The sequence below is a fragment of the Pseudomonas sp. UBA5706 genome, from assembly GCF_002419965.1.
In the GTDB taxonomy this organism is placed as follows: Bacteria; Pseudomonadota; Gammaproteobacteria; order Pseudomonadales; family Pseudomonadaceae; genus Aquipseudomonas.
Window position 1 is genome coordinate 19,398 of the sequence record NZ_DIHC01000016.1, and the last position, 23,969, is coordinate 43,366.

19 protein-coding genes are annotated in these 23,969 nt (G+C 61.3%); 11 read left to right on the top strand and 8 right to left on the bottom strand.

Going from position 1 to position 23,969, the window contains the following annotated elements:
• Window positions 1–46: 46 nt before the first annotated feature.
• The 3 genes from B3I26_RS08165 (at window position 47) to B3I26_RS08175 (ending at window position 2,794) form a co-directional block, all read left to right on the top strand.
• Complete coding sequence (locus B3I26_RS08165) at window positions 47–1,612, top strand: ABC transporter substrate-binding protein (protein WP_296256857.1); 1,566 nt, start codon at window positions 47–49, stop codon at window positions 1,610–1,612.
• 67 nt (window positions 1,613–1,679) lie between these two features.
• Complete coding sequence (locus B3I26_RS08170; RefSeq protein WP_296256858.1) at window positions 1,680–2,210, top strand: CMD domain protein; 531 nt, start codon at window positions 1,680–1,682, stop codon at window positions 2,208–2,210.
• Window positions 2,207–2,794: a peroxidase-related enzyme gene (locus B3I26_RS08175; protein ID WP_296256860.1), complete on the top strand. Its 588-nt coding sequence runs from the start codon at window positions 2,207–2,209 to the stop codon at window positions 2,792–2,794. Before B3I26_RS08170 ends, B3I26_RS08175 begins: the two co-directional genes overlap by 4 nt.
• A gap of 47 nt (window positions 2,795–2,841) precedes the next feature.
• Here the strand turns inward: B3I26_RS08175 and B3I26_RS08180 are convergent, their stop codons facing one another.
• Window positions 2,842–3,813: a DMT family transporter gene (locus tag B3I26_RS08180; protein WP_296256861.1), complete on the bottom strand. Its 972-nt coding sequence runs from the start codon at window positions 3,811–3,813 to the stop codon at window positions 2,842–2,844.
• 220 nt (window positions 3,814–4,033) lie between these two features.
• Between B3I26_RS08180 and B3I26_RS08185 the strand changes: the two genes are divergently transcribed.
• Window positions 4,034–4,951, top strand: a complete 918-nt coding sequence (locus B3I26_RS08185) for a LysR family transcriptional regulator (RefSeq protein WP_296256862.1) — start codon at window positions 4,034–4,036, stop codon at window positions 4,949–4,951.
• Between the two features lie 7 nt (window positions 4,952–4,958).
• Here the strand turns inward: B3I26_RS08185 and argC are convergent, their stop codons facing one another.
• Window positions 4,959–5,882 (bottom strand): N-acetyl-gamma-glutamyl-phosphate reductase, encoded by a 924-nt coding sequence (gene argC / locus B3I26_RS08190; protein ID WP_296257459.1) that lies wholly within the window; start codon window positions 5,880–5,882, stop codon window positions 4,959–4,961.
• A 113-nt stretch (window positions 5,883–5,995) separates the two neighbouring features.
• Between argC and B3I26_RS08195 the strand changes: the two genes are divergently transcribed.
• Window positions 5,996–6,880 carry a LysR family transcriptional regulator gene (locus B3I26_RS08195; RefSeq protein WP_296256864.1) on the top strand — a complete coding sequence of 295 codons (885 nt, stop codon included), beginning with the start codon at window positions 5,996–5,998 and terminating at the stop codon, window positions 6,878–6,880.
• Between the two features lie 116 nt (window positions 6,881–6,996).
• Here B3I26_RS08195 and B3I26_RS08200 read toward each other — a convergent pair whose 3' ends face one another.
• Entirely contained in the window at window positions 6,997–7,308 is a 312-nt protein-coding gene (locus B3I26_RS08200; RefSeq protein ID WP_296256866.1) for a hypothetical protein, read from the bottom strand.
• A 1,031-nt stretch (window positions 7,309–8,339) separates the two neighbouring features.
• Here B3I26_RS08200 and wecB point away from each other — a divergent pair.
• From wecB to B3I26_RS08225, 5 genes are all read left to right on the top strand, one after another.
• Window positions 8,340–9,572, top strand: a complete 1,233-nt coding sequence (gene wecB / locus B3I26_RS08205) for a non-hydrolyzing UDP-N-acetylglucosamine 2-epimerase (protein WP_296256867.1) — start codon at window positions 8,340–8,342, stop codon at window positions 9,570–9,572.
• 186 nt (window positions 9,573–9,758) lie between these two features.
• A complete protein-coding gene (locus tag B3I26_RS08210; RefSeq protein WP_296256868.1) occupies window positions 9,759–11,975 on the top strand; it encodes a cellulose biosynthesis cyclic di-GMP-binding regulatory protein BcsB in 2,217 nt (738 codons plus the stop codon).
• Between the two features lie 11 nt (window positions 11,976–11,986).
• Window positions 11,987–14,107, top strand: coding sequence for a glycosyl transferase family protein (locus tag B3I26_RS08215; protein WP_296256869.1), 2,121 nt, complete (start codon window positions 11,987–11,989; stop codon window positions 14,105–14,107).
• Window positions 14,104–16,101: an NfrA family protein gene (locus B3I26_RS08220; RefSeq protein ID WP_313484268.1), complete on the top strand. Its 1,998-nt coding sequence runs from the start codon at window positions 14,104–14,106 to the stop codon at window positions 16,099–16,101. The genes B3I26_RS08215 and B3I26_RS08220 overlap by 4 nt, the downstream gene beginning before the upstream one ends.
• Window positions 16,102–16,214: 113 nt before the next feature.
• Window positions 16,215–16,970 carry a hypothetical protein gene (locus tag B3I26_RS08225; protein ID WP_296256871.1) on the top strand — a complete coding sequence of 252 codons (756 nt, stop codon included), beginning with the start codon at window positions 16,215–16,217 and terminating at the stop codon, window positions 16,968–16,970.
• A gap of 574 nt (window positions 16,971–17,544) precedes the next feature.
• Here B3I26_RS08225 and B3I26_RS08230 read toward each other — a convergent pair.
• The gene (locus tag B3I26_RS08230; RefSeq protein WP_296256873.1) at window positions 17,545–18,672 is read right to left on the bottom strand and encodes an alkene reductase; all 1,128 of its coding nucleotides are present in this window, start codon (window positions 18,670–18,672) and stop codon (window positions 17,545–17,547) included.
• A gap of 165 nt (window positions 18,673–18,837) precedes the next feature.
• Here B3I26_RS08230 and B3I26_RS08235 point away from each other — a divergent pair, with 165 nt between their 5' ends.
• A complete protein-coding gene (locus B3I26_RS08235) occupies window positions 18,838–19,767 on the top strand; it encodes a LysR family transcriptional regulator (RefSeq protein WP_296256874.1) in 930 nt (309 codons plus the stop codon).
• Window positions 19,768–19,871: 104 nt separating this feature from the next.
• On the opposite strand, the gene B3I26_RS08240 is transcribed toward B3I26_RS08235, so the two are convergent.
• The 4 genes from B3I26_RS08240 to B3I26_RS08255 form a co-directional block, all read right to left on the bottom strand.
• On the bottom strand, window positions 19,872–20,744 hold the full coding sequence (locus B3I26_RS08240; RefSeq protein ID WP_349681489.1) for an NAD(P)-dependent oxidoreductase: 873 nt from the start codon (window positions 20,742–20,744) through the stop codon (window positions 19,872–19,874).
• Window positions 20,745–20,831: 87 nt separating this feature from the next.
• On the bottom strand, window positions 20,832–21,683 hold the full coding sequence (locus tag B3I26_RS08245) for an ABC transporter ATP-binding protein (protein WP_296256876.1): 852 nt from the start codon (window positions 21,681–21,683) through the stop codon (window positions 20,832–20,834).
• On the bottom strand, window positions 21,671–22,474 hold the full coding sequence (locus B3I26_RS08250) for an ABC transporter permease (protein WP_296256879.1): 804 nt from the start codon (window positions 22,472–22,474) through the stop codon (window positions 21,671–21,673). The genes B3I26_RS08245 and B3I26_RS08250 overlap by 13 nt, the downstream gene beginning before the upstream one ends.
• A 14-nt stretch (window positions 22,475–22,488) precedes the next feature.
• Window positions 22,489–23,475 carry an ABC transporter substrate-binding protein gene (locus tag B3I26_RS08255; RefSeq protein ID WP_296256881.1) on the bottom strand — a complete coding sequence of 329 codons (987 nt, stop codon included), beginning with the start codon at window positions 23,473–23,475 and terminating at the stop codon, window positions 22,489–22,491.
• Between the last annotated feature and the right edge of the window lie 494 nt (window positions 23,476–23,969).

Sequence of the window (23,969 nt, forward strand, 5' to 3'; positions counted from 1 at the left end):
CTCGACGCCCGCCGTGCCCATTGCCTTTGCGTACAAGGAAATTTCCATGCAACCACGTGTTCGTTCATTGATCGCTTCGGCGCTGATTCTGGCGGCCGGCAGCGTTTCGGCGCAGACCCTGCGCATCGGTTACGCCGACCCGGTTTCCTCCCTCGATCCGCAGTTGAACAACTATGCCGGTGACCGCTCGGTGGCGCTGCACGCCTTCGAATCGCTGGTCAATCGTCACGACGACAAAACCCTGCCGGGTCTGGCCAAAAGCTGGAAAGTGCTGGATGACACCACGTGGCAGTTCGACCTGCGCGACGACGTCCAATGGCAGGACGGCACGCCGTTGACCGCCGACGATTTCGTGTTTTCCTTCGAGCGTGCGCGCAACGTACCGGGCAGCGTCGCCTCCTATGCAGGCGCCACGCGCACGGTTGAATCGGTAAAGGCCCAGGACGATCACACGCTAATCATCAAGACCCGCACGCCGAACGCCAACCTGCTGCCGGACGTGGATTCGATCTACATCGTCAGCCGCCACGCGGGTGCTACTGCCAGTAGCGCCGATTACAACTCGGGCAAGGCCATGGTTGGCACCGGGCCCTACCGCTTCGTTTCATATGTGCCGGGTGATCGCACCCTGTTCGAGCGCAACGACAGCTATTGGGGCGCGAAGCCGACCTGGGATCAGGTGGATTTCCGCTTCATCGCCAACGCCGCCAACCGCACAGCCGCGCTGCTGGCCGGTGACGTCGATGTGATCGATAAGGTCTCGCCGACTGACGTCGAGCGGCTGCGCAAGACTCCCTCGGTAAACGTCTTCGCCTACCAGGGCCTGCGCGCGCTGATCATCCAGCCGAGTTTCCGCCAAGGACCGAACGAGTTCATTCGCGACAACGCCGGCAAGCCGCTGGCCGAGAACCCGTTGCGTGACGTGCGCGTGCGCAAGGCGCTGTCGCTGGCGATCAATCGTCAGGCCATCGACGAGCGCATCATGCAGGGCACCGTGACCGAGGCCAACCAATGGATGCCGGCCAACACCTTCGGCTACAACCCGCAGGTCAAAAACATTCCGTATGACCCGAAACAGGCCAAGGAGCTTCTGGCGCAAGCAGGCTTTCCCGAGGGCTTTCAACTGACCGTCCACGTACCGGGCGATCGTTACCCGCAAGCGCCCGAGGCGATGCAGGCGGTGGCGCAGTTCTGGTCGCGAATCGGCGTCAAGGTCCAGCTCGAAGTGCTGCCGTGGGCGGTGTACGCAGGCAAGGCCAATAAGAATGAACTGGCAATCAGCGTGATCGCCTGGGGCAACGGCACCGGCGAAGCGGCCTACGCGCTGACCAACATCCTGACCACCGTCGACAGCAATAAAGGGCAGGGGGCCTCCAACTGGGGCCATTACAGCAACCCGTTGGTGGACAAGGCCCTGATCGATGCCACTGCCGAGTTCGACGAAGCCAAGCGGCGCACCATTCTTCAGGACTCGGTCAAGGTCGTCAGCGACGACGTCGGCATCATTCCGCTGTTCCACTACCAGAACATTTGGGCCGCGCGCAAAGGGTTGAAGGTCGAGCCACTGGTCAGCGACCGCACCGCCGCAACCATGGTCACCGAGCAGCCTTGAACCCGTCTCGCGCCTGCCCGGCACGTTGCCGTGGCAGGGGCGCTCTCGACACTTTGCAGGAGTCATCATGACCTCGACCACTCCCACCGCTGTCGCCACTGACCTGCTCGACAGCTTGCTACAGATACAGCCCGGCACGCCGCTGCACGCGGTTCGCCATGCGCGTGACAAAGTCGCCTCGGCGACCCAGGCCAGCCAGGAGCTGTTCTTCGCCCCGGTGCTTGAAAACAACCTGTCGCTGACCGAGCGTCTGTGGGTGGGCTACTACGCCGCCTACCTGACGCCACAGCCATTGCTGGCCGCTCATTACCTCGACCAATTGCAGGCGCAGGGCATCGACAAGGCGCTGTGTTCCGACATCGAGTCCGGCGCCGTCGACGCTTTGGCCGACACTCGGCTGGCGGCAATCCTGCGTTTTACCCGCACCCTGATTGAATCACCGGTTCACGGTGACCAGCAGGCTCTGCAGGCCTTGCAGCAGCAAGGTCTGAGCACCGAGGAAATCGTCGTGCTCGCGCAGCTGATTGCGTTTTTGTCTTATCAGGTACGTTTGGCCGCCGGGCTCGGGGCCTTGCGCGCAGCGGGAGAGGCACAATGAGCGACGTCATTCGCGATAACGGATTCACCAATCAGGTACTGGGCTGGAAAGCCTGGTTACCCACCGTCGATCTGGCAAGTGCCTCTGCCGAGCAACTGGCCGTGCTGGAGGAAAGCCACCCTCAGGCCAAGACCTCGGACTACTACCTGACCCTGGCGCACCACCCGGACATCCTGCGGCAGCGCTCGCAAGCCTTTAACGCGATCATGTACGCGCCCGGCGGCCTTTCCCGCGCCGAGCGCGAACTGGCGAGCACTGTGGTTTCGCGTATCAACCGTTGCGTCTACTGCGCATCGGTGCATGCGCAGCGCTTCGAACAACTGGCCAAGCGCAACGAGGTGATCCGCGAAATCTTCGCTGATCCCGCCACTGCCGGCACCACCGAGCGCGAGAAAGCGATCGTTCAGTTTTCCATCGAGCTGACCCTGGAGCCGGCCTCGTTGAACGCCGGTCACATTCAGGCACTGCGCGAGCATGGCCTGGACGATGGACAGGTGCTCGACCTGATTCACGCGATCTCGATTTTCGCCTGGGCCAATCGCCTGATGCTTAATCTGGGCGAACCGGTGTTCCCCCAGGCTTGACCCCAGAACGCGAATCCAAAGGGCCAAAACCGGCTGCCGCACCTGCCTCACCGGCCCGCGGGTTGTTGGCAGACGTTTGGCGTGGGGGCGAGGATGATCCGCACCGCATAAGCCGTTCCGAACAGGAGCAATGCCAGACCGACGGCCTCAGCGGCGCTCGGCCACCGGCCGTGAAAGGCCAGTCCGAGCACAGTGGCGAAGAATGACTCCAGTGCGATCAATTGCCCGGACAGCACCATCGGCAGGCGTTGCGAGGCGAAATTCCAGGCCCAGGCGCCGACCACCGACGAGCACAGCGCAATCAAGAAGGCCCAGCCGTAAAAGTGCAGCGCGTCTGGCGTTGCCATCCCCGTAGCAGGCAAGTGCAACCGATTCGTGGCCCAGGCCACGGACGTCAGCAGTGAGGCGGCAAGACCTGCACCGATCATCATCAAGCAGGTCCAGGCAGCGGTGGCCCGGCTGGGCAGATGCTCCATCGTCGCTTGATTGATGATGCTGAACGACAGCCATAACAGCACTGCACTGAGGGAAAACGCCAAGCCGGCCCCTACCTGCAAAGCCGCACCGCTCGAAGGGTTTAGCAGTGCCAGATTGATCAGCAGCAGGCCCAGGCCCAGCGCACCAATGGGCATCACCAGTTGGCTCCAGCGCAGCGAGCGGTGTTGGGCGTTGCCGAGCAACGCCTGCAAAACAGGCACGGCGCCGATAAACGCAGCGATTAGCAACGGCCCACCGTAGATCACGCCGCCTGCGATGCAACTGCTATATGCCAGGTAACCCAGCACGCCGAGCCCCATGCCGGTGAGCCATTGTCGCGGGCTCAGGCCATGCAGTTGAGTACGGTAAAACGGCAGCAGCACAGCACCGAGCACGCCGGCCATGATGAACCGCACCAGCATGAAATCGGCAACGCCGTAGCCCTGCAACACGTAAGGCGCGATGAAGTTGCAGGCCCAGCACAGCGTTGCCAGCGCGGCACAGGTCACACCTTGCAGGAGGGTCGAGCGCGATGAGGTCATGGTTGAATCCTGCGTAAAACCGGTCCAGGGAGCGATTGATACCGGTGGGGGCGCATCCTTCGCGAGAAAACCTTGGGCGAAAGAGACGTATCCAATGAACCTCAGTCTCGCGAATGAATTCGCTCCACACAAAGGCAGTCACCAGCGTATGAGTTCATCTTGCCGATCAGCAGCGTTGTGCTACAAATGATGTCTTCGTTGTTATGCATTACTGGAGATTATGAATAAGCTCGGCAAATCCCTTCCGCCGCTGGCCAGTCTGCTGCCGTTCGAGGCAGCCGCCCGGTTACTGAGCTTTTCCCGCGCGGCCGAGGAGCTTAACCTCACCCAGGCGGCGGTCAGCCGGCAGATTCGGGCGTTGGAACAAGACCTTGGCATCAGCCTGTTCGAACGCCGTAATCGGGCGGTATTTCTTACCGATGCGGGGCGTGAGTTGAGCGTCAGCCTGAGTCATGCCTTGCGCGAGGTTGCCAGCACGGCGGATCGCCTTCGAGGGGTTTTGCGCAAGAATGAAGTGGTGCTGCTGTGTCAGCCTTGTGAAGCATTCCACTGGTTGATGCCCCGGCTTTCGAGCTTTCACCAGCAGTATTCGTCAATCGACCTGAAGGTGGTGACCAGCATCAGTCCGCTGACCGAGTTTCAGGGCTATTTCGATGTCGCAATGCAGAGCAGCAATCGTGATCATGGCTTGCATCCATTGCTGTTCACGGCGCCCGACGAGGTGTTTCCGGTCGCCAGCCCGCTTTATCTGCAAGGGCGCACCTGCATTGGCCTTGATGAGTTGGCCAGCCACACCTTGCTGCATCACGACTCGCTGCCTGTTTATCAGCTGGAATGGGACACCTGGCTGGCGAGGTTCGGGCATCAGCTGCCGGCCGAGGCTGGCGGGCTGGTGTTCGACCACTACTCCTTGATGCTGCACGCAGCGGTCGAAGGCCACGGCCTGGCGATGGGTTGGCGACGCACCTCACAGCGCATGCTTGACAGTGGCGTGCTGCTGGCACCGTTCGGCCAGAGCGTTCACCTGGCCGAAGCGTTGTCAGTCTACCGCCGTCATGGTTCGGCCCCTCGGGACGAGGTGAGCCGGCTGATCGAGTGGCTGCGACGGGAGCTGGGCTCAGACCAGGCAGGCCTCTGATGCGCGATCAGCCTTCGGCGAGCATCAAATCCAGATTCTGCACCGCAGCCCCTGCAGCGCCTTTGCCGAGGTTATCGAACACCGCCGCCAGCAGAACCTGCCCGGCGTTCTCGAAGACCATCAGGCGCAGCTTGTCGGTGTCATTCAACGCCCGCGGGTCCAGGCCGGACAGCGCGCTGGATGCTTGCATCGACAAGACCTCGACCAAAGCGCTGCCCGCATAATACCGTTCCAGGCACGCGTGCAGCCTGGCACCGCTCGTACCCGGTGCCAACAGACGCAGATGCAAAGCAATGGTCAGCACGATGCCCTGCCGAAACGAACCGTAGGCCGGGATGAACACCGGCCGTTCGCTGAGGCCGCTGTATTGCTGGATCTCCGGCACATGTTTGTGCGCCAGGCCCAGGCCGTAGATTTGAAACGGCGTTGCTTGAGCCGCATCCGGGCCTTCGAACTCATCGACTCCGGCACGGCCTTTGCCCGAGTAGCCGGAGACCGCGTTGATGCTGATCGGATAATCCCGAGGTACCAGGCCCGCGTCCAGCAACGGGCGCAGCAGTCCCACCGCACCGGTGGGATAGCAGCCGGGGTTGCTGATGCGTTTCCCGTTGGCGATGGCCTGTTGCTGCTGAGCGCTGATCTGTGCAAAACCGTACACCCACTCAGGATCGGTACGATGCGCAGAGCTTGCGTCGATGACCCGCACCGCCGGGTTTTCAATGCTGGTGGCCGCCTCACGTGCTGCATCGTCCGGCAGACACAGGATCGCGATGTCGCAAGCATTGATCGCAGCCCTGCGGCTGAACGGGTGCTTGCGCTGGTGGGCGGGCAGGGTGACTAACCTCAGGTCGCTGCGGCCCTGCAACCGTTGATGGATCTGCAGGCCGGTGGTGCCTTGGTCGCCGTCGATAAAAATCACGGGAAGCGTCATGTCGGATTTGCTCTGGCAGTCATCAATGGCGAACATCTTCGGTCAGGGGGTAAGATAGGAAAAGTTGAATTTATTAACGATAAAGTTCAGTTTTTATGAAGTGAGGCGTTCACATGCGCGAAATCAGCCTGGACCGTTTACGCACTCTGGTCGCCATTGCCGACCAGGGTTCATTCGCTGAGGCGGCACGCGCGCTGAACTTGGCGCCACCTACCGTGAGCCTGCATATCGCCGATCTGGAAGAGCGTGTGGGCGCCTCGCTGCTGTCGCGAAACCGAGGGGGTGTTCAGCCGTCGCCGATCGGCGAAACCTTGATCGCACGCGCCCGACGTTTGCTCGCCGACGCCGAACTGGCGCTGGATGATGTACGGCGGCAGGTGCAGGGATTGGCGGGGCGAGTGCGCCTTGGCGCGTCGACCGGCGTAATCGCGCAGTTGCTCCCCCAGGCCCTCGAAACGCTGAGCCAGCACCACGCCGGGATTGACCTGCAGGTGGTGGTGCTGACCTCGCAGCAAACGTTGCAGAAGCTCGCCGATGGCAGCCTGGATGTCGGCGTGATCGCTCTGCCACAGGCGCCGATCAAGGGCCTGCAGATCAAGCCATGGCGACGGGACCCGGTCATGGCCTTCGTGCCAGCGCGTTGGCAATGCCCTGACCTGATCACGCCCTCGTGGCTCGCCGCACAGCCGCTGATACTCAACGACAATTCGACTCGGCTCTCGCGCCAGGTGGGCGAGTGGTTTGCCAGCGAAGGGCCGCTGCCGACGCCGCGTATTCAGCTTAACTACAACGATGCGATCAAGAGCCTGGTGGCGGCAGGTTACGGTGCGACCCTATTGCCCCACGAGGCGTCCACGCCGCTGCCGGAAAGTCGCATCGCCATGCGTGCGTTGCAACCGCCATTGTTCAGAGCGTTGGGAATTGCGCACCGTGCTGAGGGGGTCGAGCGTTCGACCGCGCACGTGCTGGATGTGCTGTGGGGGCTTGAAGCGTTGTAGCGGTAAACAGGGCTTGGCGTGCCGGCGGCAGCTGTAAACCTGCTGCCACCGACGTGCCATGGGCTACCAACACCCTGTCAATCAGCGGTGCCGATCAGCGGATCCTGCGCAACGGATTACTTTTGGGTGCACTTGCCGTCGGTCCACGCCGCTTCGTCCAGAGGCGTCAGGCCGGCCATCACGAAAGCGCTGCAAGCGAACTTACGGCCACGGGCGGTGACAGCGTCATAGGTGAGCTCAGAGCCGCCGACCGAGTTCTTTTTCTGATAGCGAACGTTGGAAACGGTAATCTCATCCGAGGAAGCCAGGCCCAGGGTTTTTGCCGTTTCAGTCTGCATCTGGGTCATGTTGACCTGGTTGGAACCGCAAGCGGTAAGCAGGACGGTGACCCCGGCGAGGGCCAACGTACATGGCATCCATTTATGCATTTTTATTCTCCGTCTTAGGTAAGGTCAGGCGTGGTGCCGGTGATTCAAAGCGTGTGACCGTTCGGAACAAACCGATCGCGCAAGACCACAACTCGCGCATCAGCGGGTAAAGCAGACCGAATACATGCGTCAATTTTTCGTTCTATTCTTACTGGCTGCACCCGGAACGGAATTCGGCTCGATGCGCCGACATTTCATCGGTCAAGGAGTTCAGGGCGATGAAGATATGACCATTTGTTTCGATCCGCAACCTATAACGGATCCAATCAGTGTGACGCATGTCACGAACTGGATACAGTTGATGGCTCTATGATACTGAAGCCGGACGGGTCGATTTGACCTGGCCTGGCCTGACCTGACTGTGTTCGCGATACAGCTTGCGGTCGGTGTTGCACGTGGGGCAGATTGCCCTGGCGCCTTGCACTGAAGTAATCGCTATCGCATTGCGCACAGGTCTTAAATTAATGCCGCCCCCTTAGTTCGCTCTTGGTAAAGTAACTAGCAAGCGTGATAGTTCTCATTATCGCGTCACAAATATGACGTCAATAACTGGTTCTTAATTGCTCGTTTTGACTAACTTTGGATCCTTTGAATAGGGAGGGCGGGAGCAGTTTTACTTTGCTAGTTACGTCTATTCAGTCTGATGATGGCGCGACAGTGGCCACGCATAAAAAGTTCAAAGCTTTACATGCGGACGTGAAACCGGGCACACTCCTATCCACTCGCAAGCCCTTATTTCATTGGCTTGTCGCGGGCAAAACTGTCCATTGACCCCGCCTCTGTGCAAAAGTTTAAAAACAGCAAAAGTTTGAAAAGTTATTATAAAAGCTTTTGCAATGTGTTTCTTATCTGCTAATAATCACCTCCGTTTCGGGCACTAAGGACTGCCTCCTTTCACAGTGAAGTGAATATCGAACTGACTTTCCGATTTTTGCCGTCCGACCATTACCAAAACTTTCGAGCGACTTGAACCTCCGTGGTGCGAGTACGCTGCTGTGCGGCGCATGCAACAATGCGCGGGAGAACTACGAATGGCTCGAACCCTTCCCCAACTCAAGGTGTTGTCGATTTTCGGCACCCGCCCGGAGGCCATCAAAATGGCTCCGCTGGTCAAGGCGCTGGCAGCCGAACCCGGCATCGATTCCCGGATCTGCATCACCGGCCAGCACCAGAGCATGCTGCAGCAAGTGCTGGACATGTTCGAACTCAAGGCTGACTACACCCTTGACGTCATGACCCCTGGCCAAACGCTCAACACGCTCACTGCAGCGCTGTACGCAGCCATTGATCCGGTGCTTGAGCACGCCCAGCCCGACAAGGTGCTGGTGCATGGCGACACCACCACGGCGATGGTCGCGGCCATGTCGGCGTTTCATCGGCGCATTCCGGTGGCGCACATCGAAGCGGGCCTGCGCACCGGCGATATTCGGCAGCCGTGGCCGGAAGAAATGAACCGCCGCTGCATCGATCTGATTTCCGATCACCTGTTTGCCCCTACCGAGCAGTCGAGGCGCAACGTGCAGGGTGAGCGCTTGCAGGGCGTCTCGTTCGTCACCGGCAACACCGTGATCGACGCGTTGAAGATGACCGCCGCGCGCATCGAGGGCAACAGTCAGCTGCGAGCCAGCCTGGATCGTCAGTTCAGCTTCATCGACCCGAGCCGCAAATTGCTGTTGGTGACCGGCCACCGCCGAGAGAACTTCGGCGACGGTTTCATCGACATCTGCAAGGCCCTGCGCACGCTGGCCAGCCGCGACGATATCCAGATTGTCTACCCGGTTCACCTCAATCCCAACGTCCTGGGGCCGGTGACCGAGCACCTGGGCGATTTGCCCAACGTGCATCTGATCCAGCCTCTGGAATACCTGTCCTTCGTACGCCTGATGCAGTTGGCCCACGTGGTGCTGACCGATTCCGGCGGTGTGCAGGAAGAGGCGCCATCCCTGGGCAAGCCGGTGCTGGTCATGCGAGATGTCACCGAGCGCCCCGAAGCGGTGGCCGCCGGCACCGTGCGCCTGGTCGGCACGAACCCCGATAACATCGTGCGCGGCGTCTGTGCCCTGTTCGACGATGAGCACCTGTGGCGCATGGCGTCGCAATCGGCCAACCCCTACGGTGACGGCCACGCCTGTGCCCGCATCGTCGACGCATTGATGGGTCGGCCGGTAGACGAATTCGTAGTAGAAACGCCTGTCCGCCGGCCGGAGCCCGCCGAGGCGCAACGCCCGTCGGTACCTCTGCGCTCGGTTTCCAGCGTGCGTTAGCCATACCGCGAATGCCCGGCCTGCCATGGCGATGGCAGCGCCTGTTGAATCCCCGTGGGAGCCCACTTGCAGTGAAGGCTCGCAATCAAGAGTGATCCGCGATAACGCCAAGGCTGGCCGCTGTCAGCCAAGCGATTCGTTCGTGGTCTCCCGCGCCTTTTTTGTTTTTGACCGAGATATGCCTGAATGAAGTCTTCCGTTACCGCCCACACGGCGGCGTTGCACGCCTTTGCCTGCGGCATGAGCCTGCTGGCCGTCGCCCCTGCTTTCGCGCTCGCCGCCGAGAGTCCGTTGAGCCAGGCGATCAGCCGCCTGAATGCTGACACCCGGCAGCAGCGGGTCATCGAATTGCGCGATCTGGGCATTGACCGCCCGATCGTCCTCAACGCCTCCGACGCACGCCGTGAACTGTATCTGCCGGTGCCTGCGGGCGTGCCGTTGACCGACGCGACGTTGAACTTCGACGCCAGCTACCTCAACGGCGAAGCCGGCCGCAACACGCTGCTGCTGTCGCTGGACGGTTATCCGGTCCGGGCCCTGGGTCTTAACGAAGGGGAGGGTGACGCCAGCGCCGTGCTGGGCGTGGACAAGGCTGCGCGTGACAGCGGTTCGGTACGACTGGGCATCAACTGGTCGTCGATCATTTCCCGCGTGCAATGCGAAGACGAACGCGCCATCGGTAACGTGCTGCGCATCGACCCACACACTCGCCTGAGCTACAGCTTCGACGCCAGTCAGCTGCAGGACGTGGGTGCAGCCTGGAACGCCTTGCCGGGCAAGCCGGTTATTCTGGTAGCACCGGGCGCGTTGTCCAGCGCCAGCTATGATGCGGCCTGGCGCCTGGGCGTGGCACTGGAGCGCATCGGCAAGCAGGCGCGCATCGTGTCCTTCCCTTCGGTCAAGGACAGCATCGAGCTGGGCGATCTGCACATTCCCGCCGAGCTTAAGCAGATCCCGGCGTTTGCCAGTCTCGATGGCAAGGGCCTGCACACCCTCGATGATGCGGCACAGATCGGCGCGCTGCTGATGCTGGGTCAAACGCCTGCGTTCAACGCCGATCTGGCGGTCAACGATCCGCAATTGCTCAAGGCCGTGAACGAGTCGCTGGATGCCTTGCAGGCCCAGGTCAAGGCACAGGACGCCTCGGCAGCCAGCGCGTTCGAGCAATGGCGCGAGCGGCATGTCAACGGTGCACTGCAGGCTTCGGGTACCGACAACGTGCGCCTGGCCATGCTCGGTGCGCATCCACTGCTGCTGATCAACCAGGATGCCGCGGGCAAGGCCATCGGTCTGTTTGGCTCGGCCTGGAACAAGCTGGCCCGCACACGCCAGCTGACCGTGGGCGAAGAGGCGAACATGCCGCTGAGCGAAGACGGTCGCGTGGCGCTGTCCCGCCTGGGTGGCAAGCCGGGCAGCATCGACGTGCTGGCCAAATCCGACTGGAGCACCAGCTTCCCGCTGGGCAGCGTGGCCTATGACGGTCGCGTCCCGGTCAGTGCCTCCGTGGATGTTTCCGCAGCGCCAGGCGCCTCGGGCACACCGCCAGTGGTCAGCCTGTTCCTCAACGATTACCTGATCGGCGCCAGCCAGCTGGATGCCAACGGTCAGAAAGAACGTATCGAAGCGCGCATTCCGCGTTACGCGCTGGCGTCGCAGAACACCCTGCGCGTGTCGTTCCAGCGTCAGCCGGTGAGCGATCTGTGTGAAGAAACCCCGCAGGCGTTCCCGGTCTCGGTGCTGCCGAGCAGCCACGTGACCCTGGAAAAAGTCGCGCTGGACCATGACTTCTCCGGCATGTCTGCACGCTTCGCGATGGGCACTGAGCTGCTGGTTCCGCAAAGCTATCTCGATCGTCCGGCCAACAGCCTGCCACAGGTGATTCGTATCGCCAGCGCCAGCGGTGTTTCGCCGCTGCGTGCCGACCTCAAGGTCAGTGACGATGCCAAGGCGGTGTTAAGCCCGGATAAGGCTTTCCTGGCATTCGAAGTGCCGATCAAGGACAGCATCGAATCAGTGCAGGTCAACGGCGAAGGTCATCTGTTGATCAACCACAAGGATCAAACGCTGATCGACCTCAAATCCCTGAATCATCTTGCTGCGCTGCAGGTGGTCGATTCCGGCACTCAACCGGGCATGATCTACCGCACCCTGGGTGGGCAGGCGCCCAACTTCGCCCGGCCGGTGCTGCTGGAGCGCGGCAACGTGACCATTCTGGGTGACAACGGCGCGCTGACCACTTTCGATGCGAAAGACCCGACCGGCAGCCAGATGATCGATGATCAGGAACCCAAAGGTCTGGATGCGTGGCGCAAACCCTCGGCGCTTTGGTTGATTCCGGCTGCCGTGATCGCCTTCCTCGTGTTGTTGCTGGCTGGCCGTCGCGCCCGTCGCAATCGCCAGTAACGGGAGCTGCGATGACCTCGCTTTATTGGCCTTATTGGCTGGCCCACTATTACAGCGCGCTGGAGGTCGCGACCATTGTGGTCGCGGCCATCATCCTGATCTCGAGTGTGGATGATCTGTTCATCGACCTGTGGTACTGGTCCCGACGCATCTACCGCAAGTTCACCGCAGAACGGCGCTATCGTCCGCTGACCGCCGAGCAGTTGATCGCCCGCGACGAACAGCCGCTGGCGATCATGGTGCCGGCGTGGCTGGAATACGATGTCATCGCGCCGATGATCGAGAACATGGTGTCGACGCTCGACTACAAGAACTACGTGGTGTTCGTCGGCGCTTACGTCAACGATCAACGCACCATCGATGAAGTCGAGCGCATGCGCCGTCGTTACAAGCAGCTGCATCGGGTGGAAGTGCCCCACGCAGGCCCGACCTGCAAGGCGGACTGTCTGAACTGGGTGATCCAGGCGATCTTTCTTTACGAGCAGACCCACGGCGTCAGCTTCGCCGGGGTGGTGTTGCACGACAGTGAAGACGTGCTGCACCCGCTGGAATTGCGCCTGTTCAACTACCTGTTGCCGCGCAAGGACATGATCCAGTTGCCGGTGGTGTCACTGGAGCGCAACTGGTACGAATGGGTTGCGGGCACGTACATGGACGAGTTTGCCGAATGGCACGGCAAGGACCTGGTGGTGCGCGAAAGCATGACCGACAGCGTGCCGTCTGCCGGCGTCGGAACCTGCTTCTCTCGGCGTGCCTTGCAAGTGCTGGCCGACGAAAACAGTAACCAGCCGTTCAACACCGACAGCCTGACCGAAGACTACGACGTCGGCGCCAGGCTGGCTGGCTATGGCATGAGCTCGATCTTCGTGCGCTTTCCGGTGCAATACCGCGTGCTGCGCAAATCCTGGTTCCGGCCGCAGTACGAGTCGACCCTGGAAATGCCACTCTGTGTGCGTGAATTCTTTCCGGACACCTTCCGTACGGCGTTCCGTCAAAAGGCTCGCTGGACGCTGGGTATTGGTCTGCAAGGCTGGGAACAAATGGGCTGGACCGGTTCGCTAGCCAACCGTTATCTGTTGTTTCGCGACCGCAAGGGCGTGATCACCTCGTTCGTCAGCATCATTGCCTACCTGATTCTTGCCCAGTTGGTAGCCCTGATCATCCTGCGCGCCAGCGGCTTGTGGAACACCAGTTTTCCTACGCCGTTCGAAGCCGGCGGCCTGGTCGGTTTTCTGCTGGCAGCCAACGGTGTCGCGTTGATTTGGCGCATGGCGCATCGCTGTTACTTCACCACCATCCTGTACGGCTGGCAGCACGGTTTGTTGTCGATCCCGCGCATGGTGGTGGGTAACTTCGTCAACTTCATGGCCGCAGCGCGGGCCTGGCGGATGTTCCTGGTCGGCAAGGTGCTCAATCGCAAGCTGGTCTGGGACAAGACCATGCACGATTTCCCGTCCACCGATCTGGTGGCCCAGGCCCCTCGCAAACTGGGCAGCGTGCTGCTGTCGTGGCAGGCGATCAACGACGAAAAATTGCAAAGCGCACTGCACGAACAACAGACCCGGCAGATGCCATTGGGGCGCATCCTGCTCAGCCATGGCTGGCTCGACGACGAAACGTTGGCCGAAGCGATTGCCTTCCAGAACGATTTGCCACGGGTGTTCGACCTTGCTGCCAAGGCGCAGCGGCAGTCCTCCCTGGCCGATGAGTTCTGCCTGCGCTGGCGCGTAGTGCCACTGGCGCTGGACATTCAGGGGCGCCCGGAAATCGCGGTGGCCAGCCCGCTACCGGAAGAAGGACTGCAACAGATCACCGAGCAGATGGGCCGCGAACCCGTTCAGTTGATTGCCCGCGAAAGCGAGATCCTCGAACAGCTGCGCCTGTTGCACGTCGTGGCCGGTCAACCTTTGCCTGTTGCCACGCCGCTGTTGGGCGACCTGTTGATCGATCAGGGGTTGCTCGATCGCCAGACCTTCAACCGGGCGATGCTGCATTACCGTCCACAGGTTCACGGTCGCATCGGCGACTACCTGGTCGACAGCGGCGTGCTGTCGCGTGAAACCATCGAACAGGCGGTCGCCCGGCAACACCGTCATGCCTTACCCGACCAGCCAACGGAGCAACCGTCATGAAGCTCCCTTTGATGTTTCACCGCAGGCTTGGATTGAATCTGGGCCTGACCCTGAGCGTGCTGCCATTGCTGTGCCACGCTCAGGGTGAGCAACGCTCGCAGGTTCTGCCGCTGCCATTAACCGGTCCAGCGTTCACTGTCGCCAATGAGGCTTACAGTGCCTATAGCCGCAAGGATTACGACCTGGCGATTGCCAAGGCGCAGGAGGTGCTGCGTCAGCGCGCCGACGCGGTGGAGTTGCGTAAACTCATCACCCTCGCCGAGCAGGACAAATACCGCCGCGACCACCCTGAGCATCACCCCAAGGCGCGTCCAAAGCCGGGCTACCTGGACGGCAGTCGCGCCTTGGCTGCCTACGCCAACGGTGATTACGACCACTCTGCAGCGTTTGCCCGCAGGGCCATCGCTCAAGCGCCGAAGAACCTGGACTACCGCATGATGCTGATCGAGGCGCTGCAACGTCAGCAGCGTCTGGAAGAGGCTGAAGCGGCGACGGAACAAGCCATTGGGGTGGTCGGTCCAGAGCCGGCGTTGACCCGCCGTCTGCAAGGCATTCACCAGCAGATGGCGGTGGCCGGGGCAGCCAAGGGGTATGAGGCGCTGGCGCGGGGCGATAACGACGCGGCGGTCAGCCATGCCCGGGACGCGGTGCAGCGTTTTCCCAATGAGATCGCCTATCGTCGCCTGCTGGTGAGCGCGCTGATCGCCCAGCAGCATTACGCCGAAGCTGGCTCGGCTGCCACCGAGGCGCTGGCATTGCAAGGCAACGACGCCACATTGCTCGCCCAGCGTGGGCAAATGCGTCAGCGCCTGGGCGACCAGCGTGGCGCGCAGCAGGACTTCGCACAGGCGCTGGCCGTGGGTAACCTGCCGCTGCGCGAGCAGGCCTCGCTGTACGCTGCCATGGACAAGCCACATGAGGCGCTGGAGCGGCTGAATCAGGCACGCGATGCCGGCGAGTTGCAGCCTGGCGATGAAGTGCAGATAGCGTATCTGTTGATTCAGTCTGGCGATGATCGAGGCGCGCTTGCGGTATTCAAGCGCGCCGATCGACAGAAGGCTCTCAAGCCCAAGGAAGCGCAGGATGCGGCGTATACCGCCATGCGCACGCCTGACGATGTGCAGGCCATTGCCTACTTTCATCGCGTCCTCGACTACCAGCAGGCCGGCGAGTTGCCGATGTCCGAGCAGCAGGTGTTCGACACTCGTCGTGCCGTCTCAGACCTGTCGCGGGTGTGGGGCTTGACCAACACCACCACTTATCGCGGCTCAAGCACCTCCAATGGCTTGAGTGGCGCCCCGAGCCGCAATAACAACAGCGTGCAAAACAGCACCGAAGTGTTCTGGCGTCCTGCGGGCTATCGTGATGCGCGCTTTGTCGAATTGTACGGCCGCGTTACCGACACGCTGTGGAATAAGAAAAGCGGCAACGATAAAGGGCTGGATGCGCTGCAGGGTGCGGTCGGGGTACGGGTCAAACCGTTTACCGATTACAACGTCATGGCGGCCTTCGAGCGCACCTTTCCTCTGGGTGATTCCAATGTGAACGGCGACTGGCTGGTCCGCTTGGGCTATGGTTCGAGCATCGGCACCGATTTACGTGTCGACGTACCGAGCTGGTGGACCTCGCAGCTTTACGCCGAAGCAGGACGCTACCTGCAGGACAAGCGCAATTACTTCAACAGCGAGTGGCAAGTCGGGCGCAGCTATCGTCTTGATCGCATCAGCCCGCGGCTGGTGGTTTTCCCGCATGTGGTAGCTGCCGTGGATTACGACTCTAAGATGCACAGCGAGGTTGATGCATTGGGGCACGAGAGCACATCGTCCGACAATGCAGGTGGTTTGGGCGTGGGTGTCGGTACGCGTTACTGGTTTCATGAAACTCGCTACAAGGCGCCGCAGTCCTACGTTGACTTTTCCGTGCAGTACAGGGAAAAGGTCTTCGGTGACGACAGCGCGCAAGGTGTCTTTGCCCGCATGACCTTTTCGTGGTGAGGCACGTATTGAACAGAGCGGCCTTTGCACGGTGGGGAATTATCCTTCTGGCAGCGTTGCTGGTGGTTACGCTAGGCGTGGCCGCCAACGCGTTGCGCCCACTTTGGCAGAACATGAAACCAAATATTGCTGGAATTGTATGGCAGCCGGACAACGCCACCGTTGGCATTCAGGGTGATTGGCAGAAGCTCGGAGTGCACGAATTGCTGGTTCAGTGGACGGCGGTGGATGGCAGCGCGTTCGTCCCTGGGGCGGGCATGCCCGAGGTACCGGTGTTGCCGGACTGGGCGCGCATCGCCAGGCAGCCTTGGGCACAGGATGTGATCGTCGGGCTGGCCGGGTTTTACAGCGAGAACCAGTCGCGGGACAACATCGAGGAGCTGGCGGTTTTGTCCGAACGCCTGGCCAAGGTGAAGACCCCGCTGAATGTCACCGGCTGGTACTTTCCGGCGGAAGTCGACCCCAGCTGGAGCCGTGCCAGCGAGCTGCCGGCGTTGCTCGCCACACTGCCCAGGCCGCTATGGATCAGCGTGTACGATGGCGCCAACATCGGCCCCGCTGCGACAGCGACGTGGCTCAAGTCCTGGCTGCCGGATGACATCGGTGTGTTCTTTCAGGACGGCGTTGGCGTCTACGCCCGTACCGCTCCCGTGGCGCGTACCTACGCCGATGCATTGCGCAAGAAGCTGGGCAACAATCGCGTAAAAATCATCGTCGAAGCCTTTCGCCCGCAAGTCGGCGGCGGATTTCGCTCGGCGACGGCCGATGAACTCAAGCCGCAGATCGCGGCCTACGCGGGGTATCCGCTTTACCTGTTCGACGGTCCGCATTACGTGACCCCGGAACTGGTAGAGGGGTTATTGAAGTAGCAGGCCGGTTTGACGCTTGGTTGGCCGATTAGCAAGTTGGTTGATTGGCCTGTATATGCTTCCGGCCGAAGGCCGTAGGAGCCGGCTTGCCAGCGATCTGCCGGGTACCGGCAGCAAATCCATTCACCGCGTAATTACCTGAAACACCGCATAGACAGGGTTTACTGCCGCTTCGCGCCAGATCGCCGGCAAGCCAGGCTCCTACGCCCTCCGGGCAGAAGCGGAGTGCCGCGAAGTCGGAGCTTTGCGGGTAGGAACGGAGGGCGGCGAAGTCAGGGCTTTGTGGGCAAAGGCGGAGTGCCGCGGATTCGCGGCGGTGCGGTAGAAACGGAGTGCCGCGAAGTCAGGGCTTTGCGGGCAAAGGCGGAGTGCCGCGGATTCATGGTTTTGCGCATAGAAACGGAGTTCGACGGAATCATGGCTTTTGATTCTGGCCGAAGGCCGTAGGAGCCGGCTTGCCAGCGATCTGGCGCGAAGCGGCAGCAAAACCGAACACCGCGATGCTGCCGAAGCAACGCGGTTCAACGGTTTTTCAACTATTGGGCGGCAGGGCCGCGAGCACCGCCGTTCGGTATCACGCCGGTTCGTAGGGTGTGTAATCCACATACCCTTTGCCATCGCCACCGTAGTAGGTGTCGCGGTCCGGCGTGGTCAGCGGCCAGCCGTTTTTCAGGCGTGCGACCAGGTCCGGGTTGGCAATAAAGGGCTGGCCGAAGGCCGCGAGATCGATCAGGCCTGCATCCACCAGGTCCTGGGCGCGTTCCAGGGTCATGTCTCCAGCGAGTATCAGCGCTGTCTCGCCCAGTTCGGCCTTGCAGTGTTTGAGCAGCGAGCGCAACGCTTCTTCTTGCGCGTCCGAGCCTTCGGCGGCGAGGAAGAAGTGGGTCTGGTCCATGACGTGCACATACGCGATGCCCCGTTGGCTCATGCCCGCACAGAGCGCCGAATAGGTCTGGTCGATTTCGGGGTAGATCGGCATGTCGAACAACTGCCCATAAGGGGAAATGCGAATGCCCACCTTGCTGGCGCCGATTCTGGCGGTTACCGCGTCTACCACCTCGAAGACGAAGCGCAAGCGGTGTTCCAGGTTTTGCGCCGAGTAGCGGTCTGTGCGGTCGTTAACCATTGGGTTGAGAAATTGCTCGATCAGATAGCCATTGGCGCCATGAATCTCCACGCCATCGAAGCCCGCCGCGATTGCATTTTCCGCTGCTTGCGCGAAATCGTTCACCACCCGGCCGACCTCTTCAGTGCTCAGCCGACGCGGGATCGAGGTGGGCACGAAGCCGGGCTCTCCGCTTTCGTCGTAACCGAAGGCGATGGCGCCCTGAGCCGGTTGATCGGTGGCGCTAACCGGCGCCTTGCCGTCAATCTGGATCGAGGTGTGAGACACCCGACCCACATGCCACAGCTGCGCGAACATTCTGCCGCCTACGCTGCGCACCGAGTCGGTCACCAGCTTCCAGCCTTTGATCTGTTCGGGGGTAAAGATCCCCGGATTGAACAGATAGCCCTGGCCTTCGCGGGAGATCGGCGTGCCTTCGGAGACGATCAACCCAGCCGTGCCACGTTGGGTGTAGTGCAGGGCGATCTGTTCCGTGGCGATGTCGTCCGGCGCCCGTGAGCGGGTCATCGGCGCCATGACGAAGCGGTTGTTCAGCGGCAGGCCTTTGAGCGCGTAGCGTTCGAATAGATTGATCATGGAAAAGTCTCGTGTGCGGAGAGCAGCTCCCGTTGCGCTCGATTGCGGCAGCGGTAGCGCCCTCGTGAAAAGATGCTGCGATGGTAGAAGCTTGCCGAAAAAGCCACAATGCAGCGCCTTAGCAAAAGACTATTGCGATTTCAGCACTCCGACCGAGGCAACTCGATGCACCTCAAGGCCCACAGATTCTTTGCCATGGTGGCGGTGACCGGCAGTTTTTCCGCGACCGCCCGACACTTTCAGGTTCCGCCGTCGTCGGTGTCACGCTTCGTCGCGGCGCTGGAGCGCGAGGTCGGGCAGCAGTTGCTGTACCGCAACACCCGGGCGGTGAAGCTGACCGAGGCGGGCGAACGTTATTACCTGCAGATCCGTGAAGTGCTGGAGCTGCTGGACGCCGCGGACGAGGAGGTCACCGGCAAGGGTGCGGAGATCCGCGGGTTGGTGCGAATCAACGCGCCGGTCGCGTTGGGCCATCTGCACATCGTCAACCTGCTGAACGGGCTGTATGACAAATACCCGCAGCTGACGGTCGAACTGACGGTCACCGATACCTACATCGATCCGGTCCAAGAGGGTGCCGATATCACGTTTCGGGTCGGGCATATGGAGGATTCAGGGCTGATCGGCCGCAGGCTTTGCGATCAGCAGCACGTGCTGTGTGCCAGCCCCGCGTACCTAGAGAAGCACGGCACACCGCACACGCCGGAGGATCTGCGCAAGCATGGCTGCCTGGTTTACAAAGGCTCGGGCGGGGCACAGCGCTGGCATTTTCGCCACCGGCAGACCGGCACCCTGGAAATCATTGACGTCAACGGCCCACTGCGCAGCAATAACGCCCAGGTGCTGGTGGAGGCGACGCTGGCGGGCAGAGGGGTTGTGTTGTTCCCATCGTGGCTATTCAGCAAGACCAGCTTCACCCACAACAAACTGGTCAGGCTAATGCCGCAGTGGAGCGGTTCGGTGGAGCAGGCGCAGAGCCAGATTTACCTGCTTTCACCGGAGAATCGCCTTCGCTCGCAGAAGACCAGGGCGGTGTGGGACTACTTCATTGAGGCGATTGGTTCGCCGCCGTATTGGGATGACCTGCAGGGGTGACGCGCCGTACCCCTTAGCCGTACGGCTTGCCAGCGATAGGGTCCTGCAAATCGCCACCGTCTGCGAACGCTGATCAGGGCCCTTACGGTCGGTCAGGCCTTTTATCAGCGTGGATTACGCCGCTCTTCAACCTCGGCCAGCACCGCCAGATCCATCTCACCCTGGCCATGGTCGACCGCGTCCTGCAGGTTGGCACGCACGCGTTCGGCGGTAGGCATTTCAATCGACACCTGGCTGGCCGCCGCAAGCACTAGCTCGACATCCTTAAGACCCAGCACTGCCTTGAACGCTGCCGGTTCGTAACGACGCTCGCCGATCAGGCCACCGTAGCCCGCATAGACAGGACCGGGGAAAATGCTGTTCGACATCAGCTCCACCAGGTCCTTGGACGCCAAGCCGTGACGGGTTACCAGCACCGCCGCTTCGCTGACGGCCTGTACCGCCGAGACGATGAGAAAGTTGGCCGCCAGTTTCATTGCATTGGCCGCCGAGGCCTTGTCGCCCAGCGGCCAGGTCTTGCGACCGATCAGATCGAACAGCGGCTGCACGCTGGCAAGCGCCTGCTCGGGTCCTGCGGCCAGAACGTTGAGCTGAGCCGCCGCCGCGACGTTCGGCCTGCCCAGCACCGGCGCGGCAATGTAATCCACGCCTTGTGCCTTGTGCAGTTCGGCCAGCTCATCGGCCAGGACCACCGAAATGGTTGCCATGTTGACATGGATCAGTGGTCCCTTGAGCTGCTTTAGCAGGCCGCAATCCAGCAGGACGGCACGCAGCGCCTTGTCGTCGGCGAGCATGCTGAATACCACGTCGGCGGCGAACGCCTGTGCTGGCTCGCTGACGGCTGTGGCGCCCAGTTCGACCAATGGTTCGGTGGCCTTGGGCGAGCGATTCCAGACCCGCAGTTCGTGCCCGCCTTTCAACAGATTGGCCGCGATGGCCTGCCCCATGTTGCCAAGGCCCAGGAAACCAATTTTCATCCGATGTATCTCCGGTAAGCAGCATTAATGACGGCGATTTGCGCAGTAACCGCACTCTAGCACCCTCATCGGCGCGTACCGACCCCTTCAGTCGGTGTGGCCGTCCGGTCCGTCGTGCAACTGATGAAAGATCGTGCGTTTCATGCGGATGAATTCCGGGTCCATGACCATGTCCAGGTTGCGCGGGCGGCCAATGGGCACGTCGAGTACTTCCTTGATCCGGCCGGGGCGTGCGCCCATGACGAAGATGCGATCCCCCAGCAGGATCGCTTCGTCGATGTCGTGGGTCACGAACAGTACGGTCTTCTTGCTGTGCTCCCAGACCTTGAGCAGCAATTGCTGCATCTGCAAACGGGTCTGGCTGTCGAGTGCGCCGAAGGGCTCGTCCATCAGCAGGATCTGCGGGTCGTTGGCCAGCGCCCGCGCGATCGCCACGCGCTGCATCATGCCGCCGGAGAGCTGCTTGGAGTAGTTGTCGGCAAAGCGCCGCAAGCCGACTTCGTTGAGGTAGAACTCGACGATTTCCTTGCGCTCGGCAGTGGGCATGCCACGGCGCTTGAGGCCGAATTCGATGTTCTTTCGCACCGTCAGCCACGGAAACAATGTATAGCCCTGAAACACCATACCGCGATCGGCACCAGGCCCGTCGACCTGCTGCCCGCCGACGTAAATGTCGCCCGAGGTTGGCTCGGCCAGGCCGGCGGTGAGGTACAGCAAGCTGGACTTGCCGCAACCCGAGGGGCCGACCAGCACCGCGAACTGCTGGTCAGGCACCTCGAACGAGACCTTTTCCAGCGCTGTGAACGTACCGCCCGAAGGCGTTTTGTATTGCAGGGTGACATTGTCGACGCGCAGACGCGGTGTGGCGCTTTTAGCAGCGGGCGCCATGGCAGGCGTGGTTCGCAGCGGGATCGGGGAGCTTGCGTTTACTGAGCCCATGCGGCCACCTTCAAGCGGAGGAATCTGAAAAGTTGATCGGTGATCAGACCCAGCAGGCCGATGACCGCGATCGCCAGGAAAATCACATCGACCTGGAAGCCGCGCATGGCCTTGAGGCTCAGGTAACCCAGGCCGCTGGACGCGGCAACCAGTTCGGCCACCACCAGGTAGGTCCAGGCCCAGCCCATGGTCACGCGCAAGGTGTCGAGCACCCCGGGCAACGAGGCGGGCGCGATGACGTGCAACACGGCGTCGCGGCGTGTGGAACCCAAGGTGTACGAAGCGTTGATCAGGTCTTTGGAAATGCCTTTGGAGACGTCGGCGATCATCACCAGTTGCTGGAAGAACACACCGAAAATGATGATCGAAACCCGCTGCTCCAGCCCAATGCCGATCCACAGGATGAACAGCGGTACGAACGAGGTCACCGGCAGGTAGCGGATGAAGTTGACCAGTGGCTCGAGGAAGGCCTGTACCACGCGGAAGCTGCCCATTAGCAAGCCGATCGGCACCGCGACCACGGAAGAGATCACAAAGCCGACCATCACCACTTCCACACTGGCCCACACGTGCGGGCCGAGGGTGCCGTCACGGGCCAGGCGCATGGCGGCGTCGAACACCGCCCCCGGTGTCGGCACAAACATCGCTGGCACCACGCCGCCGTAGGAGAGCAAGGCCCACAGGCCGATCAATAATACCCACGCCAGACCGCTGGCCCCCCAGATCACCTGCACCGGCAGGCTGGTCTTGGGCGTGAAGCAGCGGTTCAGCCACGAATTGCGCTTGGACATGGCGTGCTCCTGACTTATTTCGGGCTGATGAAACGGTTGTCGATCAGGTCGCTGTAGCTCACGTTGTACGGTTTGCCCTGCAACTCGCTGGCGGTTTCGTTAGCCAGCTTGATCACCGCCTCGGCGTCGCCCGTACTGCCGTTGCTGCCCAGTAGTTTTTCGCTCATGGCCTGGTCATAGAAACGTACGCCCTTGGCGGCGGCTTCCAGCTCGGCAGGGTCGGCGAGATAGCCACCGACGCCCTTGGCCATGATCGCGTAGGCCTCCTTTGGATGTTCCTTGGTGTACTGCACCGCCTTGTACAGACCGGCGACCAGTGCCTTGACGTCAGCCGGTTGCTTGTCGACCACATCACAGCTCAGGGCCACCACATCGACGATCACGCCGGGTGTCGTGCTGCTGTCGATCAGGACTTTGCCTTGCTGCTTGTTGCGCACCGTGGTCAGGTGCGGCTCCCAGGTCACCGCAGCCGGAACGCGGCCCGCTATGAATGCGGTGGCCGCATCGTCGGCGGTCATGTTCTGGATGGTCAGGTCGCTCATCTGCATGCCGGCGTTTTTCAGCAGGTAGTTGAGCCAGAACTGCGAAACCGAACCTTCGTTGACCGCCACGGACTTGCCCTTGAGGTCTTGCAGGCTATTGACGTCCTTGCCCACCAGCACGCCGTCGCCGCCATGACTTTCATCCAGCGCCGCGACGGCCTTGAAGCAGAATTGCGGGCGGTATTTGAGGATTTCATCGAGGGTCGATGCCGATCCCGAAAGCTTGCCCGACGCCTGGGCGGCCATGTACATCGAGGCCTCTTCGATGGTCGTCAGTTCGATATTCAGGCCCTGCTCCTTGAAATAACCCAGGTCTCTAGCCAGGTACAGGGTGCCGTAGCCCACCCAGGTGGTGTGTCCGATGGACAGGGTGCCCGCCTGGGCGCCGCTGGCCATGCCGGCAGCAATTGCAGTCAGGGCCAGCGGACGCACGCAGCGCGATACGAAAGACTTGATCATGGGGCACTCCCGAATGGTGGTTTTTTAATTCGAATCGTTCTCGGGGCAGTGGGGCTAGATGCCAAAACAAACCGCTTATGGCCTCTGACGGACCTTTTGCCTCTGTGGGCGAAGGTGATGTTGGCCGATGTCGAGGGATAGGAAAATGAGTAAATATGTGGTCGCTGATGAAGAAAAAACTGGGGTAGGAATTGAGGGGGGACGCGTGTTCGAAGATGGGGCGCAAGCAACAAAAACGCTGCTTTGCGGTGCAGGAAGCGGCGTTGGTAGGAGCTCGTTTCGATCTGCTTCGGGTGTATGGTTTGACGCTGAATTTTCGTGCACGGGGCGGATGGGCTTTTGATTCTGGCCGCAGGCCGTAGGAGCCGGCTTGCCAGCGATCTGCTGGGGACCGGCAGCAAAACCATTCACCGCGTAGTGACCTGAAACACCGCATCGACAGGGTTTACTGCCGCTTCGCGCCAGATCGCCGGCAAGCCAGGCTCCTACGCCCT